This window comes from Ectobacillus panaciterrae DSM 19096 (assembly GCF_000430785.1).
GTDB lineage: Bacteria > Bacillota > Bacilli > Bacillales > Bacillaceae_G > Ectobacillus > Ectobacillus panaciterrae.
The window spans coordinates 24,889-44,143 of record NZ_KE387251.1; the positions used below are offsets into that span (position 1 = coordinate 24,889).

Genomic DNA, 19,255 nt, shown 5'->3' on the forward strand with positions numbered 1-19,255 from the left:
CAGACAGCTATTTTAGCTGTCTGTTTTTTTATTGGCAGCAAATTCGATCACTTAAGCAAAAGTTAAGGAATGTATCCGATACTAACGTTAACCCTTTCTTTTTCCCACAGATACATGAATTGAAATGGTAAACAAGTAAAAATAATATGCACATGAAGGACGAGGAATTGACCTCGTCTTTTGTGTTTTCTTGTCGGGGTTACGCCCACATTTTAACGAAAAGCTATGTTATTTTTATGTCATATGAAAATTTTTGTTTGGATTCTTATACTCTTTCTCAAGATATAAAAGAGGTTTTCTCCTAATCAAATAGAGAAAACCTCTTTTTTATAGCACAATCATAAAAATAATCGGTAAAGTAGCCAAGCTTAACGATGTACTAATTAACGTCGCACTCGATACAAACTCGGGCTCGGTGTCGAATTGAAGAGCATACATCGTCGTATTGGCAGCTGTCGGCATTGCCGCCATAATAATCATAATTTGTTTGACCATCCCATCGATAGGAAAAAATAATGTTAATACATAAGCAATGACAGGTGAAATGGCGAGCTTAATCATAAGCGACAGCGAAATTTTTTCCTTTGCCAGATTTTTAATGGATATTTTCGCAAGCTGCATGCCTAATACGATCATAATCGTTGGAATAGCCGCATTTGCCACTAAATCAACAGCCTCCTGAACGGACTTCCCGAACGGAATGTGAAACGCTTGAAATAAAGCGCCTAACATGGCGCCATATATCATCGGCATGCGCCGGACAGCACGAAGAGCGGAGCGAACACCGTCTCCATCCGGACTTCCTTTTGCCGCATAATACACTCCCACTGTACACATGACAAGTGATTGGATGACCATTAAAATAATTCCGTAATCGAGTCCTATCGCCCCGAATAAAAGCAATACAACAGGCGTGCCGTAGTTGCCGTTATTCATAAATACCGACGCTAAAATCATGCCGCACGTTTCAGCTTTTGAATATTTACGAATAAAGGCAACGACATACACAACGGAAATGAGCGCAAAACAAAGAACAAACATATAAAGTGCCATATACAAATACTCTGAATTGAATTTTGTCGTGTAAAATGTACGGAACACAAGTACCGGTGACATCAAATAAAGGGACATCGCAGAAATCGTTTTCGTGTCAAATCCGATCTTTTTTTCTCCGATATAACCAAGCACAAAAATGCCGAAAATCGGCAGAAGAACTTCAAGAAACTCCATTACATTCACCTTCGTTATCGAAAATTTATTTATAAAGACCCTGGCAGTACGTTCGCTCGGAACCTTCTATAAAACTATTATTATTTTAGCACAATTATGTCATGAAGGCTTCACTTCCGGCACATATGCTTATGCCGCTTCAAATACGAAAAGGTGACTATTTAGATTGTTTATGGAGTAGAAGCGATGCATATGATGAAAAAAGGACAAACTCTCCAAGGGGAAAGTCTGTCCGAAATCAAATGAACCTTATTCATCAACTATTTGGTCTTCCAGCATAAAATAGATTCCACTAGGAAACTTGTCACCTCTTTATATCTCTTCTGAAGTATTTGCACCAGAACCCTTATTTTCGATAAGAAGCTTTCCTATAAATATTTAATTTAGTAGACCTAAATACGGAGCTACTGAAATTATTCAGACAAAGGAACTGCGTTTCCTACTCAAAGGAAATAGCGAATCTTAAATTATGTTCCTAACTATTATTTTAACACTTGAACAGGAACATTTACGTCATCGAGATTAATATGACCGAAATCACCTGTTGCATTGTCCACTACTTTTATATAGCATTCTGTTCCAACGAATGCTGAGGCATCCCAGTATTTTCTTGTATATGTTTCATTGTTTGTACCTGTTTCTTTGAAAAGTTCAGCCCCATCTGATGCTCTTACTAATGCTACATAAAGCTTGCTGATATCGTTTCCTCCAGCAACAAGAAGGTCAATCTGTCCATTGCCTCCAAGTACAAAGTTCTGTGACTTGAGTATGCCTGTTTGATCATCTCCTCCTTCTTTGAATCCCCAGAGATGATACTTACCATTTGGATTAAAAGGGCCGCCCCAAAAAGTTGTGTCTGCTGCTACATCGCCATTACTGAAAGCGTTTCCACTAACGATTATCCAACCATCCAAGTCACCTGTTTCAAAATCATGATTTGGCAATTCAAGCTTTGTAACCTGCTGCGTAACATTCTGGAATGTTGCTGTAGCATCCCAAACGTTCAAACCGAATTTTCCGGTTGTGAAAGTAGAATCATTGGCATCAATTACTAAACGACCATCCAAATAAATTTTAAAGTTATTACCGTTAGCGACTGCTTTAAGATGATAATTCTTATTTACATCTATTGGAGTTGGGTATTCAGCAATTACAGTAGCCAAACCGTTCTCAAATTTAAAGAATTTTACTACATCGTTTTTAGCATCCACATTCGCAAGATAACTGTTTTTAGCATCTTTATTGGACCGAAATACAAGAGCTCCCGCCCCTCTTGCATTTCCATCTTTAATGGATATGTCAGATTCATAAGTGAAATCTGTTCCGAATTGTGAAGATAAGATGAAAGAATCTCCATCAGAGCGTCCTTGTTTTCCATCAATTGTGTCTGCCCACGTTCCATTCACTGTCGTCCAACCGTTCAGATTGGATTGAAAAGGGGACTCGTCCCATACCTTATTCATATGATGAACAGTAAGAGAGTTTAATGTTACACTTCCATTTAAAGCATATATCTCAAGATCTTTGCTGGATAAATCCGGGAGAATGACGTCCGTGATAACCTTCTGTCCGTCGTTTCCAAATACTTCGACTGAAGAGCGGTCAACAAAAATGCGCATCTTCACTTTTCCATTTACAGGCAGCAATGGAGCACTATGTTTTCCGTTGTTAAAGCTTGAATTAAAGGTGATATTGCCGGATTGGCTCCGGTCGACGAACAGTGCGGAGCTGTTTTTGTCATAACCGATCGTCGTATATTGATTTCCTCCTTTTCGAACCTTAAAACCGAATTCAGTAGCCTGAGAGGTGTTCACTTGGAATTCTGCATTAATTTCGAGAGCATCTCCAGATACACCTGACAACAAATTGCTTCCTGTGGGCGATATTTCCTTATTCGTCCATTCGCGAGAAACTCCTTGGATTAATTGCAACTCTGTTACCGGGATTTGAACTACTCTGATTCCTTCTGGTAACGTTTTCAATTCTAATTTTCTGGGAATGGACATTGCACTTCTCCATGGTGTTGTAGGAACATCATTGGCATATTGCCAATTGCTCATCCAGCCTAACCAAAGTCGTCGTCCGTCTGAAGACGGGATATCAGACCATGAAACAGCCGCATAGAAGTCTTTGCCGTAATCCGTCCAGAGAACTTGGCTTGGTACATTTTCATTCACAAAAGTCGTTCCATCAAAGCTTCCCACAAAGTATTGCATACCTGATCCTCCGGAAACAGCTCCGTTTCCCAAACTGACTTGCATCACCCATTTCTTTTGATGAGGATTGCCGTCCACAGGAAGTTCAAATAAATCCGGACATTCCCACACCCCTCCATGACTTCCATGTCCTTGTCCAAATTCACTTGCATAAGTCCATTGCTTCAGATTAGGAGATGTATATATTTTTATTCTGTCACCGGCCGCAACCACCATAACCCACTTATTTGTCTCTTCGTGCCAAAACACTTTTGGATCGCGAAAATCCTTGATTCCTGGGTTCGGAATGATCGGATTGCCGGAGTACTTCGTCCATGTTCTTCCTTTATCGTTGCTATAGGCAATGCTTTGTACTTGATTCCCTTCATTATCCTGCGTATAGATTGCTACAAGCGGTTTCTCGCTCCCTGTCTGAAACCCGCTCGTATTGTTCCAATCCACTACTGCACTGCCGGAAAAAATCATGCCTTTATCATCCGGAGACAATGCAATTGGGAGGTGTTCCCAGTGAACTAAATCCTTGCTGACAGCATGCCCCCAGTGCATGGGTCCCCACTGCAAACCATAAGGGTGATATTGATAAAATAGATGATATTCCCCTGCATAATATACCATCCCGTTCGGATCATTCATCCAGTTTGCTTCAGGAGTAAAATGATACTGAGGCCGATAATCCTCATTGTAGTAGCTTGAATCGACTGCATAAACAGGCAAAGACATTGATAGGAACAATATAAAGATTGTTCCTATTTGTATCAATTTCTTCCCTCTTCTCTTCATTCCTCTACCCTCTTTCATTCCATGGCTGATAGTGATGGAAGCTTTGGGTTGTGCAGTACAGACGTTTAGCATAAGCATGTTTTAGAATGCTTCCCTCAAACGCTTGCTAAATTCTACTCCAAAAGCAAAGTGCTGTTGTTTGTTGTATTAAACAGCAGGTGGTTTTCCACATTTTCTATATTATAGTCTAAGATTATTTAGTACGAAGTCGGTCTAACAGAACAGCAAGAATAATGACTCCTCCCTTTATGACAAGCTGCCAATAATAGTTAACATCCAACAAAGTAAGACCGTTACTGAGTACTCCCATGATCAATGCCCCGATAATCGTTCCTTGAATTGTTCCAACGCCTCCGGTAAAGCTTGTGCCGCCAAGAATAACTGCAGCGATGGCATCAAGTTCGAATCCAACACCGGCCGTCGGCTGTCCAGAATACAATCGGCCTGCAAGAACGACTCCAGCGAGTCCTGATAATAAGCCGCTTATCATATATACCTTTATTAAGTTTGCTCCTACCTTTATCCCAGTAAGACTAGCTGCTTCTTCATTTCCTCCGATCGCATAGACATGTCGACCAAACATTGTATATTTCAAAATAAAGAAAGCGATTACATAAACGAGTGCCATAATAAAAACAGGTGTAGGAATAGCCAACACAGTGCCGGAACCGAAGAATTTAAATAACGGATCCGTTAATACAATCGGATATCCCGCGCTTAATACATAAGCAATCCCCCGAATGTACGTAAAGCTTCCTAACGTAACGATAAAGGCTGGAAGTTTTGCTTTAGCCGTTAAGTAACCGTTGATGTACCCGGCAATCATGCCCGCTATAATTCCGACAGCCATGGCAGCAATAGCATTCACTCCTTGCTGGGAAAGCATGACGGATATAACACCTGATAAAGCTACAGTAGATCCTACGGATAAGTCGATCCCACCTGTCAAAATAACAAACGTCATCCCGGCAGCTAAGATAGCGATGATAGAAATTTGTTTCAATACGTTCAGAAGATTGTTAACCTCTAAGAAATTTGGTGTAAGAAACGATAGCACTACACACATCAACAAAAGGATAATAATCGTACTGTAACGGTTCCATAATTCCTTCACGTTTGCTTTTTTCTTTACATGCTTTGCCTGTAAGGCATATGCTTCTGTTCTCATGCTATCTCCCCCGTCGCATAATACATAATTTTTTCCTGGCTCGCTTCGTCTCTTGACAAGTCCGCCCTTATCTTTCCTTCATGCATCACGAGAACCCGATCACTGACGCTTAATATTTCTGGAAGCTCAGAGGAAATCATGAGAATAGCCATTCCCGCTTTTGCCAGCTCATCAATGATTTTATAAATTTCCGCTTTCGCGCCTATATCCACTCCTCGGGTTGGCTCATCCAAAAGCAATATCTTCGGTTGAATAAGTAACCATTTCGCAAGAACAACCTTTTGCTGATTTCCACCACTGAGGTTCAGTACCTTTTGTTCAGGAGAGGAAACTTTAATGCCCAGTTTTTTAATATAGTCTTCTGCATCTTGATGGATAACACTCCAATTCAACACGCCTGACTTTTGATACTTTTGCAGCATCGTCATAGCAATGTTCTCTTTTACAGACATATCAAGAAACAAGCCTTGCTCTTTTCTGCTTTCGGGCACAAGGGCAATTCCGTTTTTAATCGCCTCTCGATGAGAAGAAATGACAACTTTCTCTCCGTGAATCCACACCTCGCCTGTTTTTTGGGCCGAGGATCCGAAAATGGTACGAACCAGCTCTGTTCTTCCCGCACCTACTAAGCCGGCAAGCCCGACAACTTCTCCTGGATACACTTGCAACGATACACCTTTCACGACCTTATGGTCGGATAATTTCTTTACTTCAAGTGCAGGAATGTTTCTTTTTAAAGATAAATTCATATTCGGCTTCCTTTGAAAGATATCTTTCGGTTCACGCCCCACCATTAATTTGACAAGGTGATCCGGGTTTGTTTTGTGAATCGGCAGACTGCTTACCCACTGTCCATCTCGAAATATCGTACAGCGATCGGAAATTTTAAAGATTTCATCCATCCTGTGCGAGATATAAACGATGGCAACACCTTGTTTCTTCAATTCATCTATGAGAAGAAACAGCTTATCGATTTCTTTATCCGTAAGCGCTGCTGTCGGTTCATCCATGATTAAAATTTCAGCCTTAAAAGACAATGCACGAGCGATTTCAACCATTTGCTGCTCGGCAACACTTAAAGAAGAGACAAGCGTTTTAGAACTTAAATTTGAGCCGATAGATTGCAGAACTTCTGATGCTTTCTCATGAACCTCTTTCCACTTGACCATGCCTAGCTTGTTTCTAGGCAAGTCTGTACCCATGTAAATGTTTTCAGCAATCGTCAAATTAGGAGAAAGCTTCAATTCCTGATGGACGACACTGATTCCATTCACTTTTGCTTCTAAAGGACTTTTCCACACAACATGTTTATTCTTGTATTCGATAGTTCCGGCATCGGGTTTATACACACCGGATAAAATTTTCATTAGTGTTGATTTACCTGCACCATTTTCTCCCATCAACGCATGAACTTCCCCTCTATAAAGTTCAAGTTGTACATCATCAAGGGCTTTCACTCCCGGAAATTCTTTGCTTATACCCGCTATTTTAAGAATAGGAGAATTTTTAGGCTGTGAATCATTCCCATTTATAGAATACTGCACAATACCCCTCCTTTTTCATGTGATACCGATGTCATACACACTTTTTTCAACTATCTATCATTATATTAGGGTTCTTACCAGCCTTTATAGCTATCTACTGAATCTTGTGTCACAAGCTCTACAGGTACTTTAATTTCAGATTTCACTTTCTCTCTTTTGATAATCTTCATACCAATGTCAACCGCCTGCTTTACAATTTCATCAGGATGTTGAGCTGACGTAGCAGCGAAACTCTTGTTCTTTTTAAGCTCTTCTATTGCTTCTGGAGCACCGTCAACTCCAAGGATAAAGAATTCTTTATCTCTTTTTGCCTGTTCTGCAGCGATTTGTACGCCAAGTGCTTCTGGATCATTAATAGCAAATACTGCGTCGATTTTTCCAGATGGATTTGCTTGTAAAATATTTTCCATGACCGTTAATGCTTTTTCTCTGTTTCCTTCTCCGTTTTGCTTTGCTACTACCTTAATTTTTGATCCTTTAATGGCATCTTCGAACCCCTTGATACGGTCCGTTACGGCTGTTACGGGTGGTCCTTCGATGATCGCGATGTTACCTCCATTTTGTAAGCGTTTTAAAAGATATTCGCCAGCAAGTTTTCCTGCTAAATAATTATCAGAAGATACAGTAGCATCTATTCCACCTTCAGCACCCACGTCAACTGCAACAACTGGAATACCCGCAGCTTTCGCCTGTGCCACAGCTGCTGCAATGCCCTTTGAGTCTACTGCATTTAAAAGAATCATATCTACCTTTTTCGTGATGAAATCTTCAACTTGCGCCGTTTGCTTCGCTAAATCATAGTCAGCGCTTACAACAATGACTTCGCCTCCTATTTCTTTTGCAGCTTCTTTAGCTCCCTTTGACATCGAGACAAAGAACGGATTGCTAAGCGTACCCACTGTTAAACCAATTTTTATCTTCTTATCTTTAGAATCAGATTCCGATGTTCCAGCAGTACTGTTCCTTCCATTACTACAAGCTGCTGTTACGAGCAGCAGTAAAATCATAAAAAGTGCAACTACCATACGAAATGCTTTTTTCATATTTGTTCCTCCCCTGTATTATTTTCTCTTTTGACCACTCTGTCTGCAGCTTTTTGCTACCACCCTCCCCACTTGTGCGTTTTTTGAATAATTGTTGTCTCCTCAATTGATGTTTCAATCAAAATCAATCATAATTCCTCTTATTTAATTGACTTATTATGATGATTTGTGATTATTTACGATTATATCTGATAATTCTGAAAATGACAATATTTTTTTCATAATTCTTCCATCAAGTTTTTAGCATTACTATTAGAGAAGTAAACATAAAAAACCACATGAAAATAAATCATCTCATGTGGTGTCACAAAAAAAACAACTATATAACCTATGCATTCACAAGATACACATCTATCCCAGCTTCCTCCAGCTTTCTCACAAACGATTTAGGAGTATGTGCATCCATAATACATTTGTCTATCTTATCAATTTCGGCAAATTTAGCAAAGGTGGTTTTTTCTGCTTTGCTGTGATCTGCTAACAAGATCACTTGCTTCGACATCTCAATCATCTTTCTTTTCGTTGCCGCTTCCAGGAGATTCGGCGTCGTCAGCCCTCCTTCTACTTCAAATCCGTTTGTCGCAATAAAAGCTTTATCCACTCTCATCATCGACAACGCAGACTCTGCGATAGGACCAACCAGCGCACACGTTTCTTTTCGTACATTCCCTCCCACTATCACTACCTCAATTCCCGGTACATCTTGTAACTCTTGTGCGAAAACGAGTGAATTTGTCACTACAGTTAGCCTAGAAAAAACGTACAACTCCTTTACCAGTTGAAATGTGGTCGTTCCAGAATCAAGTAAAATCGTATCTTCTTCCTCAATAAATTCCATAGCTTTTCTCGCTATAGCTCTCTTCTCTTTCTGAAACTTGTCTTCTTTCTCATTAAAACTTGGTTCAAAGTTGACGTTTTGAAGAGAAATAGCTCCTCCATGCGTTCTTCGTAACAATTTTTCTTCCTCTAATTCTTTTAAGTCTCTGCGTATGGTAGACTCAGATACATTGAGAAATTGACTTAATTCTGGAACAGAAGCTCTCAAATTTTCTTGAATATACTCCATGGTTTTCCTTTTCCGCTCTTCGGCATATAACATGAAACATTACACCTCTGTATAATATATTTTTTCTTTCTACCGCATCAGATGAAAGTGTTTTCAATACATACATTTTTAAGTATACTGCATAATTAAAAGGTCTTGTCGACATTTTACACAAAATACCTTTACATGCAAAAAGAGCCACATTAATGGCTCTTTTTGTATTTTTTTAACTAAGGGTCCCGCCACACATCCATCAAGCTAAAGAAAGAAGGTACAGAATGTATTCTGCACCTTCTTATGTTCACCCTCTGTTAGTTCATCAACTATTGTGAAAAATTTATATTGTCCTGTGTAGATTCGTTTAACCATGATTGAATATATGTAATAAACTTTTTGACGGCTGGAGAAACGTTTTTAAAGGATGTAGCAGCAATACCAATTGAACGATAATGATCTCCTTCTAGGCTAAGGATGCGAACGTTATCTGGGACACGATACAAAACCATTTCAGGAAGGATACTAATACCCATTCCATTCTGAACCATTGAGATAATGGCTTGGTCATCTGCCAACTCAAATTTGACATTGGGGATCATATTGTTCTCTTTGCATATTCGTCTTACATCGTTATCGCAGCTTTTCTTTGGCATGATCAACATCTCCCCTTTAATTTGTTCAAAATTAATTTCACTTAGTTGAGTGAGAGGGTGTTTATCAGGAAGGATGCATAGCATTCGATCTTTTTTTAGTGGAATAACTTCAAATGACTTCAAAGTAGGTAAAGATAGAAAACCAAAATCAACAGCACCACTTGATATCCAGTGTTCAATCTCATTATAATCCCCTTCGAGCAGTTTAATTTCTATGGAAGGGTAGTATTCGTTAAAATAATTCATGATTTCAGGCAGCCATTGAATGGATACACTTGAAAAGGTACCGATACGTATAGTTCCTACTTCTAACCCATTGATATTTGCAATTTGTTGCACCATTTGCTCGTTCCATTTTAAAATTTCACGGATATATTGCAATACAAGTTCTCCGTTACTCGTCAAATGGATACCGGAACGTCCTCTACTGAGTATAGAAAATCCCCACTCCGATTCAAGGCTAGCAAGTGCATGACTTACAGCGGATTGTGTTAAACCAAGTTTCACCGAAGCTTCGGTCAGGCTCCCTAATTCTACAACGGTACTAAAAATCTCAAACTTGGCAAGTGACATCTTAATCACCCCATTACATGAATTTTTTTCAACTATAACTTTAAAAACATTCATTTTTCTTATCTAAAATTTACACGTATACTACAAAGTAAGCAATCACATTTTGGAAAGTTGCTGAATACTGCTTTCACTCAACAAGGAATGCTTTCCACTTTGGAATAATTTATATAAAGCGAAGGTGATAGTTATGAACGCTCAATTAAAAGCGAATTTCATGATGTTAATAGTAACCGTTTTTTGGGGTTCGTCCTATTTGTTCATGAAGATGGGGCTCGTTGTTATGCAGGAGTTTAACCTGATCGCATTACGTTTTGGGATTGCTTTTATTTTATCTGCAATCCTATACCACCGGCGACTTATTCATGCAAGTTATAAAACAATCAAATATGGATTTACATTAGGGTCTATTTTGTTTTCAGTATTCGCCTCTATTACTTTTGGACTAAAATCTACGTCCGCTTCGAATGCCGGATTTTTGGTTAGCCTCACGGTTATATTTGTCCCGCTGTTGTTAGCTATCTTTTTAAGAAAGATGCCTAAAAAAAGAATTGTTTTTGGAGTATCATTAGCCGTAATAGGAATAGGTCTTTTGACTTTAAACAAGCAATTAAAAATCAATTCTGGGGACTTTTTGTGCATCTTAGCCGCATTGTTTTATGCAATACATATTATTGCTACGGGAAAACTAACTAAGGATGTGGATTCCATCACTCTTGGAATTTTACAACTTGGATTTGCCGGAGCATGGGGTCTATTATTTTCAATACTTTTAGAAACACCACAACTTCCGAGTACAACGGAGTCTTGGGTTGCTGTTTTGGGATTGGGTGTGCTTTGTAGTGCCATTGGATTCATCGTACAAACCGCAGCCCAAAAACATACAAACCCAACCCATACAAGTCTGATTTTTTCATTAGAACCGGTTTTTGCAGCATTATTTGCGTTTGTTTTCGCAGGTGAAATACTCACAACAAAAGGATATCTAGGCTCAATCATGGTTTTGTTAGGTGTATTCATTGCCCAAATAGATTTTAAAAGGCTACTTATGAAAAATGGCTACACCAAAAGAAACCAAGGTTTTAAACTAACCGAATAACCAGTAAATAAAAACCTATTACACCATGGGAAAGACCTCCGAACTGAGGAAGATTACCTGGATATACCGAATTTATTTATGTGTTATCCTGAACCAGAATCATGAATGATTACAAAAGCTAATATGAATGGTAAACGTATGTTAGTACACAAAAGATAGAACTTTAGGAGCTGAAATCATGAATGTATTAATTATCTATGCACACCCAGAGCCTAAGTCATTCAACGGCGCTTTGAAGGATCTTGCCGTTTCAGAATTAACAGCTCTAGGTCATCAAGTCAAAGTGTCAGATCTATATGCTATGAATTTCAAAGCTGTTGCAGATCATGAAGACTTTCAAACGCTTCAAAATAAGGATTTTTTCAAGTATGCGATTGAACAAAGAAATGCAGCAGAAACGAATAGCTTTTCTCTGGATATTCAAGAAGAGCAAGAAAAACTTCTATGGGCAGATTTTGTCATTTTCCAATTTCCTCTATGGTGGTACTTTGTTCCCGCCATCTTAAAAGGCTGGTTTGATAGGGTATTTGCTTCAGGTTTTGTTTACGGCAAAGGAATTGGAAGATATGATACTGGTGGACTCAAAGGTAGAAAAGCCATGTTGTCCACCACAACAGGATCTCCTCAACATGCATATACTCCGTATGGAATGGACGGTGATATCCATGAGAAGCTACTTTATCATATAAATCATGGAATGCTCTATTTTGCTGGACTAGAACCCGTTGAACCATGCATTGCTTGGACTCCATCACATGATGAGGAAGATCGAAAGCGATATTTAGAAGAATACAAAAAGCGTTTACATAATCTATCAGAAATTCCTTCTATTCCATATCATCCTGCTTCTCATTATGACGAAAATCACCAATTAAAGATTGAGTATAGATAACCATTTCCATTCAGTCTATCTTGTGGGTTCTGCCCTATATCTATAAAGCTAAAATTCTATGGTGCCTCCAAAACAAAGAATGGACCGATGACTTACAAGGAGATCGTCAGAATCGTTAGTAGATCATAGTTAGCCGGTCTACTTGTACAATAATTGTACCTGTTTATACAAATTTTTGTGCAAGTTTAGAACGGGAAATAAACTAACAGGATACTTACAATCCTTGGTATAAAGCCATCGCATAAATCCTGTATATCATAAAAAAGATGGAAAGACCAAATGCCCTGTCGTTGCGGTCCTTCCATCTTTTTTCACTTCCGATAATAAGATGTTATGTAAACCTCATATAAATATGATATACAGCATGCTCATGTCTTTTGATGTGAGCTTTTTTCATTCAGAGTATCGAAACTCAAAAGTTTTGACACTGTTTCTTATTCAACTACGAAGCAGGTTAATTGAACAAGGATGTTAGTTGCACATTAAAAACAAGCGATGATAAACAGAAAAAACCGTTCAATTTTCTGAACGGAGAGAATCAAATTAGGTGTGTTAGTAAATAAATTTAAATTCCTGTTTTTATGCCAAAACCTACTAAAATTAAGGCAGTTGATTTTTGGAATGCCTTCTGGAATTTGGAGTTGTTCAACCATTTTTTTGCGTAATCAATTAGATAAACAAGAAACAGAAACCACAATACAGCGAGTAAGGTTAGGATGAAGGCTAATACAATCAATTGCTGGTTTACATTTCCGTTCAAATTGATAAATTGCGGCATGATTGTTATATAAACTAAAACAGTCTTTGGATTAAGAATATTATTAAGTAACGCTTGCATAAAGGAATCTTTATTATGCCGATTTGAATACTTCGTAGGTGTATTTGCTTGAGCTTGAATTTCTTCTAAAGAAAACACGCTTTTAGCAAAAAAACTTTTTATCCCTAAATAAATTAAATAGGCGGCTCCCAAATATTTGATTGTACTGAAAAGAATCACAGACTTTGCAATGACAACAGATAATCCAAGAATAGCAATAAGCGTCCAAAAAGAAAGTCCCGTTGCCATTCCGAGAACCGTATAACGTCCAGCTTTTGGACCATATCTAAGCGTGTTTTTCACCAGAAGCATAGTATCTGCTCCTGGTATAATAACCATCATTGCAGCTATTGATATGTATGTTAGTAAGTTATCCATACTATCTCTCCCTTCCTCTCTAAATAGTGACTACCTAAGTAACTACTCATGTAAGTATATCAGATGCTCTTGGAAAAAATCAACAGATTTTGCTAAAATGTTAGTTACAAAGGTAGCGACTAAGGTTGTATTGGAGGATTTATGAAAGAAAACATTTTAGAAACATTAAAAAATCTAAATTTTACCGAATATGAAGCGAAAGCATATCTTACCCTATTGGAAGAATCGCCATTAACCGGCTATGCAGTAGCAAAAAATTCCGGTGTACCACGTTCAAGAATATATGAAGTTCTGGACAGTCTCACCATGCGCGGAGATATTCTGGTTAGTCCTGGAAACACACCACAGTATACTCCTGTTCCTGCAAAGGAGCTAATTAAAAACCGTCGAATGAAAGCAGAAGAGAATTTTGAACTGGCAGAAAAATCATTAGCGGAGTTTGAACGTTCTGCAAATGACCGTGAAAATATCTGGAATATCACGGGACGCAATGAAATACTCGATAAGGTAAAAACTTGTATATTATCTGCTAAAAAAAGAATTCTCTTAGAGATTTGGAAAGAGGAATTCGAAGAATTGGAGTCTGAACTAAGACAGGCAGCAAATAGAGGGGTCAATGTAACGATTATTGCTTATGGGGAAATCGTCTCTGATTTTGCTAATGTTTATCTCCATTATATGGGTCATGAAATTACAGAAGAGTATGGTGGACGATGGCTTGTTATTAGTGGAGATGATTCAGAAGTAGTAGCAGGTATTGTCTCGCTAGGGAAAGATAGCCGTGCAGCATGGACAATGCATGTAGGTTTAGTAATGCCAATTACAGAAGTCATGATTCATGATTTGTATCTCATGGAAATTATGGAGAAACATAGAGAACTTTTAGAGGAAAGTTTTGGGAAAAACCTCATCAATTTACGTCACAAATTTTCTATCCATCCAGATTTTAAAAAACATTATGTGAAATAGATTTGTACTATTCTTGTTTTATACAACATAATAAGAAAAGCATTACTTCATAGCAAATAATGCTTTTCTTATTTAGCTAACGAGTGCATTTCTTCAATAAGAGTTTTGAAGTCGACCTTAATTCGAGATCGACTCTTTCGTTCATTTTTTCTTTCCTCACGAAACCGCTATTTTCTCGCCAGAACTCTCCTTAAAATGGGAAGCCTGTATTTGGAGCTCCTGTAAAAATTCCCGGCCGGCATTAGTGAAATAATGATCTTTATTCCGAATCCAACAAAAGGAAATCCTCATGTTCTCATCTTCCACAGGGATAGGAATAATTTCTCCTGTCTTTACAAATGGATCGGAGCATAAAGGCAATGCACTATAAAACCCAACAGCTTCCCCCTCGGCGATTACATGCTTGGCAGCCTCATGGCTTTCTGAGCGAAATAGTATATTAGGGTTTCCGTATTTGCGAAGAGTTTGATAAAAATAACGATCCATCCCATGGTTTGCAAGAAAGGTAACGATAGGATGCTTTATAATCTCATTCATAGGAACTTTGCTCCATTTAGTGAGGCCGGAACATTTCCCGACACATGCCATGACAGGGCTGCTCAAAAAATGTCTTGCAATGAGCTGATGATCATCTTCCACATAAGTAAAAGGTACCCCGATCAATCCTAAATCCACTTTTCCACTCAAAACATCTTTCTTTATCCCATACAGCTCAGCTTCACGAAGCTCGATTTTAACATTTGGAAATTTTGACTTAAAGGCAGCAACCGTCTTAGGAATAATGCTTCTGCATAAATCCGGAACAGCACTAATAGATAAACTTCCTCTGACCTCCTGCTGCTGCACATGGGCCTCCTCTTTTAATTCCTCCCACTTATTCAAAACTTCCTGCATTTTCAGGATAATCCTCTCTCCTTCTTTTGTAGGCTCCATCCCTTGTTTAGAGCGAATGAATATTTTACTATTAAATTCTTGTTCGACTTTTGCAATAGCTTGCCTTATGCTTGATTGTGAAACACGGAGAAGTTCGGATGCAGTAGATATGGATCCGGTTTTTTCAATTTCTATAATATACAAAAGTTGTTCAATACGCATATATACACCTTCTTATTCGTGACGTTAAATTCTAAAATATTAGTTCCTGTTTTCTTCTCAGGATACAATGAGGCTCCAGGCGCCTGCTCTCCGTCCCTCAACGTTGTATCAAAAATTCGAATCCGTTTTTCACTCATTTTGTCCCCCAATTATTAAATGATTAAAAAAAGCCCGTCATCTCTAATAAGAGACGACGGGCTTTTACCCAACGCGGTACCACTCTTGTTGACTCGAACCAGCGAGTCCACTTTAAAGCTTCGAATAAACCGGTATTTACGAATCTGATATCTTGTTCCGATCGAAGCTACCCAATTACGGAGGTTACCCGTCATTGTCTAACAGTAACTATACTGAATCAACAATGCCACTCCCAAGCGAGTTCAGTACTCCAATGGACTGCGTCACATCACCCCGCAGCTTTCTGTACCATTGGTTTGTACTTACTACTCTTGATCATCGTGTTTCTTGCTATTTAATAAAAAAAGCCTACCATCTCCTATAAAAAGAGACGATAGGCTGTGCCTTCCGCGGTACCACTCTTATTGATTCAAGTTGTTCTTGAATCCACCTTGTAATACCCGATTACGGAGGTAAACCGTTAAGACCTAATTAGATGACAAATCGGATCATCTATGTTCAGCCTTACCGCTCCTAGGTGAGTTCAGGTGACATTTCGTCTGCGTCGCACCGTCCCGCAGCTCTCTGTTCGAAATCATCGATCCTTACTAATCCTAATCATTGCGTTTCATTTAATTTTCAAACTTATAAAACAAATCAAATTAACTGAATTTATTCGATTGTATTATGTGATGGGAATAAAGTCAATATTTATTTTCGAACAGTGTTAGTGTTCAAAATTTACTTGGCACAGTTCAAAGATAAAAAAAGAACCACGTTTTAAAACGTGGCTTTGTAAAGGTATTTTGTGTAAAACAACGACTTAAATTCATAATAATTAGATAAAACAGAAATATCAAGCGGTAAAATATTACAGCCGCCAATACACCTCTTTGTTTGTAAATATAGGTGACATAATCAGGCGTTATCGGAAGCTTCATAGTTCATAAAAATGAACCTCCCCCACTTACCGTTACACACCATTCACACGCTTGAAGTGGGGGTATTCTCGCCTAATTTATGATAAACTTTTGCGAACGTTTTTTTGGTTAGAGGCAAGCAAAAGAAGCCTGTTTATTTGAACAGACTTCTTTACATAACTCAGAGTATCATGCAATAAAAACTGTTACTTAAAGCTTTTATTCTCTAATATAGTCACTTTTTCATTCGTCGACTTTCCTATTTGTTTCGTGTACTCAACCATTCGAACGATATTATCACAGCATTGTTTGGCACCTAAAACTAATAACGGCACACCGATGGAATCGATTTTTAATCTTCTGGAAAACAATCCTCCCATTGTCATGGCGAATGGGACAGTTGGTGATGTATTGGAAAAAACTACGTTTTCCTGACATTGATATTTAACTTGCAATAATAGGCTTAGGTTTTTTAAAGCTGGAACAACATATTTGGAGATCCCGCGACCAATTGTATAAACAGAGTTTCCATCCTCATCTACCCCGTGAAAAATAAGCTTTCCCATATCAGAAGTAGTTAACGTATTGAAATAGCTTACATTTAATATTTCTTCTTTAGTCAGCTTTCGACCAGTAGGCAATTGTTTTAAATGATATGCTGCTGCCAAAGAAGTGGTATGTGTTCCACCATAATCATTATATATGTAAATCACAGTATCATCCCTTGTATTTATCTATTCATATCTATTATCACCATTTATTCGTACGTTAATCAAAGCAAACCCTCCATTTTTCATATACGCACCGGACTCCAATACATTAAAGCAGCATGAAACGGATATACGTACTCATATTTACCGTCTTGTTCTAACACATATTTATTAATAATGGTCTCCACTTCATGATCATTATAGTGCGCATCCAGAATCTTTGTAGTATTATCGCGAATCAATTCCTCATAAGAAGAATAGCTTTTCTTGCTTTGCAATTTCACGATTTTACAATTTGCCAAAATTCCAAGCTGGTACAGTACATGCAAGATATGAATATAATCCCGGCGTCTCAAATTGATTTTATATCCCATTTGATGCAGTTCCATGTAGTGAGGCTTTTCTGGACCTGTTGTCATTCCTGCAATAACTAGACGGTTTGCTGACTCATTCATTTTTAATAATGCTTCCCCTATATCATACATACGGTAGTAACAATTGAATCCAAACACAACATCATATTTCTCTCTTTCTTTTTCACCTTCCCATTTTTCGTGAATCAGTTGCATGTTACGGACACCTTTAGCAGCAGCCTGAGATTCCAAAAATTGCACAATACTTTTTGAACTGTCTATACATGTGAGCTTCTGAACCTTATCAGCAATCGCAAAGGTATAATTGCCCCATCCCGGACCGATTTCCAATACATGATCATCGCTATTCAAAAGAGGAAGAAGCTCCCGCTGCACGACTTGTGCATATGGATCTGGTTTATGCTGTTTCTTTCTCTCCAACATAGAAGACCAAAAGGCTTCTTCAGCCTGATCATCTTTTAATCGCTTCGGTATATTTCCATCATGGTCTATCATGGATTCTTTCCATAGCTCAATGTAATCATAATCTTTTTGTATTCCAATCTTCATTCTTTTCTCTCCCTAAACTATATGATTTAAATATTTTTTAACATAATAATCATTATGTTGCCTGCAAACTGCTTGCATGTAAATATAAAAACAGATAAAAGAGCTCTGACACTATGAAATTGCCAGAGCTTTTTTAATTAATTCGTAGTATTTACTTCAACATCCTGTCTCTTAGAGCGAGCGCTTACAAAGATAAATGAAGCGACTAAGAAAATGAAAAGAATGATTCCCACGATTTCGAAATCGAGTTCTGCCCAAGGGTTAAAGAAGGTAAATGCCAGATAGAAGGAAACCCCGTACGCTAAGAAGACAATCACCCAACCCATTAGTCTTGACGCAGCTTGACCGAGTTTGCTTGACTGATTCACCATTTTATAGACAATCATAGAATCAATTGTATCTGTAATCATCATGCCAAACATAAAAACAAGTCCCAAAAATAAAGGTGTATATTTACCTGAATTACTTGCTGCTAAAGACCAGACAGCTGTTTGACTTACAGTCTCAGCAGCTAAGGCAAATAAAGCCCCCACTAAAATAATAAGAAAGGGATTCGTTGTTCCCTTCGCAACTTTTGGAATAAACTTTCCCTTTAGTCCGCTCAGTTGAAACTCTTCGTTATTATTTCTCGTGCGTAATAGATTATAAGTATTTAATGTGCCAATAAGAAATAAAGAAATAATCGATACCCATGATGCAAAATTATCAAAATAAGCTGGGAATGAAAAATTCTTCATTACCATTCCCAAAATACCAGCTGTCACAGCTACCATTCCTCCATGACCAAATGAAAATAACGTACCAACCCAGCGGGCAAATGGACTGCCCATCCGCCAATTATAACGGGTTTGTCCATCAATGAAAGCAAGATGATCCGCATCTAACCCATGTCGAAGCCCTAATACAAAAACAAGTAAAAAAAGTGATACAGTTTCCATGTACAAACTCCTCCTTTTATAAATAAAATAAAACAAAAAAATCCTCAACCTTTGGCAGATTGAGGATTTTTGGGTACGTGCGAATAGACGACAAACTAGTAAAGTAAAATTGCCGCTTCATCTTCGTACACCACTCCTTTCCGCGAAGGTT

14 protein-coding genes, 1 pseudogene and 2 other annotated features are annotated in these 19,255 nt (G+C 38.2%); of the genes and pseudogenes, 3 read left to right on the forward strand and 12 right to left on the reverse strand.

The annotated features are described in order from the left end of the window. Window positions 1–327: 327 nt before the first annotated feature. The 7 genes and pseudogenes from H540_RS0126480 to H540_RS0126510 all read right to left on the reverse strand — a co-directional run bounded on the left by H540_RS0126480 (window position 328) and on the right by H540_RS0126510 (window position 10,249). Window positions 328–1,230, reverse strand: coding sequence for an AEC family transporter (locus H540_RS0126480; RefSeq protein ID WP_028403140.1), 903 nt, complete (start codon window positions 1,228–1,230; stop codon window positions 328–330). A gap of 959 nt (window positions 1,231–2,189) precedes the next feature. After that, window positions 2,190–4,226, reverse strand: a pseudogene (locus tag H540_RS30990) (glycoside hydrolase family 32 protein); the annotation flags it as partial. Between the two features lie 193 nt (window positions 4,227–4,419). Further along, the gene (locus H540_RS0126490; protein ID WP_028403141.1) at window positions 4,420–5,394 is read right to left on the reverse strand and encodes an ABC transporter permease; all 975 of its coding nucleotides are present in this window, start codon (window positions 5,392–5,394) and stop codon (window positions 4,420–4,422) included. Beyond that, entirely contained in the window at window positions 5,391–6,938 is a 1,548-nt protein-coding gene (locus tag H540_RS0126495; RefSeq protein ID WP_245592367.1) for a sugar ABC transporter ATP-binding protein, read from the reverse strand. Before H540_RS0126495 ends, H540_RS0126490 begins: the two co-directional genes overlap by 4 nt. 74 nt (window positions 6,939–7,012) lie before the next feature. Beyond that, window positions 7,013–7,981 (reverse strand): ABC transporter substrate-binding protein, encoded by a 969-nt coding sequence (locus tag H540_RS0126500; RefSeq protein WP_051317296.1) that lies wholly within the window; start codon window positions 7,979–7,981, stop codon window positions 7,013–7,015. Between the two features lie 328 nt (window positions 7,982–8,309). Continuing rightward, the gene (locus tag H540_RS0126505) at window positions 8,310–9,080 is read right to left on the reverse strand and encodes a DeoR/GlpR family DNA-binding transcription regulator (RefSeq protein ID WP_028403144.1); all 771 of its coding nucleotides are present in this window, start codon (window positions 9,078–9,080) and stop codon (window positions 8,310–8,312) included. A 269-nt stretch (window positions 9,081–9,349) separates the two neighbouring features. After that, on the reverse strand, window positions 9,350–10,249 hold the full coding sequence (locus H540_RS0126510) for a LysR family transcriptional regulator (protein ID WP_028403145.1): 900 nt from the start codon (window positions 10,247–10,249) through the stop codon (window positions 9,350–9,352). 187 nt (window positions 10,250–10,436) lie between these two features. Between H540_RS0126510 and H540_RS0126515 the strand changes: the two genes are divergently transcribed. Further along, entirely contained in the window at window positions 10,437–11,345 is a 909-nt protein-coding gene (locus H540_RS0126515) for a DMT family transporter (protein WP_028403146.1), read from the forward strand. Window positions 11,346–11,523: 178 nt separating this feature from the next. Beyond that, on the forward strand, window positions 11,524–12,237 hold the full coding sequence (locus tag H540_RS0126520) for an NAD(P)H-dependent oxidoreductase (RefSeq protein WP_028403147.1): 714 nt from the start codon (window positions 11,524–11,526) through the stop codon (window positions 12,235–12,237). A 565-nt stretch (window positions 12,238–12,802) separates the two neighbouring features. Here H540_RS0126520 and H540_RS0126525 read toward each other — a convergent pair. After that, window positions 12,803–13,432, reverse strand: a complete 630-nt coding sequence (locus tag H540_RS0126525; protein WP_028403148.1) for a homoserine/threonine efflux transporter — start codon at window positions 13,430–13,432, stop codon at window positions 12,803–12,805. Between the two features lie 141 nt (window positions 13,433–13,573). On the opposite strand from H540_RS0126525, the gene H540_RS0126530 reads away from it, so the two are divergent. Then, a complete protein-coding gene (locus H540_RS0126530; RefSeq protein WP_028403149.1) occupies window positions 13,574–14,401 on the forward strand; it encodes a TrmB family transcriptional regulator in 828 nt (275 codons plus the stop codon). A 156-nt stretch (window positions 14,402–14,557) separates the two neighbouring features. Here the strand turns inward: H540_RS0126530 and H540_RS30995 are convergent, their stop codons facing one another. The 4 genes from H540_RS30995 to H540_RS0126560 form a co-directional block, all read right to left on the reverse strand. Further along, window positions 14,558–15,496: a LysR family transcriptional regulator gene (locus H540_RS30995; RefSeq protein WP_051317297.1), complete on the reverse strand. Its 939-nt coding sequence runs from the start codon at window positions 15,494–15,496 to the stop codon at window positions 14,558–14,560. A 183-nt stretch (window positions 15,497–15,679) separates the two neighbouring features. Continuing rightward, window positions 15,680–15,962 (reverse strand) — a binding site (T-box leader). A gap of 35 nt (window positions 15,963–15,997) precedes the next feature. Further along, window positions 15,998–16,244: a binding site (T-box leader), on the reverse strand. 495 nt (window positions 16,245–16,739) lie between these two features. Then, a complete protein-coding gene (locus tag H540_RS0126550; RefSeq protein WP_028403151.1) occupies window positions 16,740–17,246 on the reverse strand; it encodes a DUF3189 family protein in 507 nt (168 codons plus the stop codon). Between the two features lie 80 nt (window positions 17,247–17,326). Beyond that, on the reverse strand, window positions 17,327–18,166 hold the full coding sequence (locus H540_RS0126555; RefSeq protein ID WP_028403152.1) for a methyltransferase domain-containing protein: 840 nt from the start codon (window positions 18,164–18,166) through the stop codon (window positions 17,327–17,329). A gap of 137 nt (window positions 18,167–18,303) precedes the next feature. Further along, complete coding sequence (locus H540_RS0126560) at window positions 18,304–19,104, reverse strand: HoxN/HupN/NixA family nickel/cobalt transporter (protein ID WP_028403153.1); 801 nt, start codon at window positions 19,102–19,104, stop codon at window positions 18,304–18,306. Window positions 19,105–19,255: the final 151 nt, after the last annotated feature.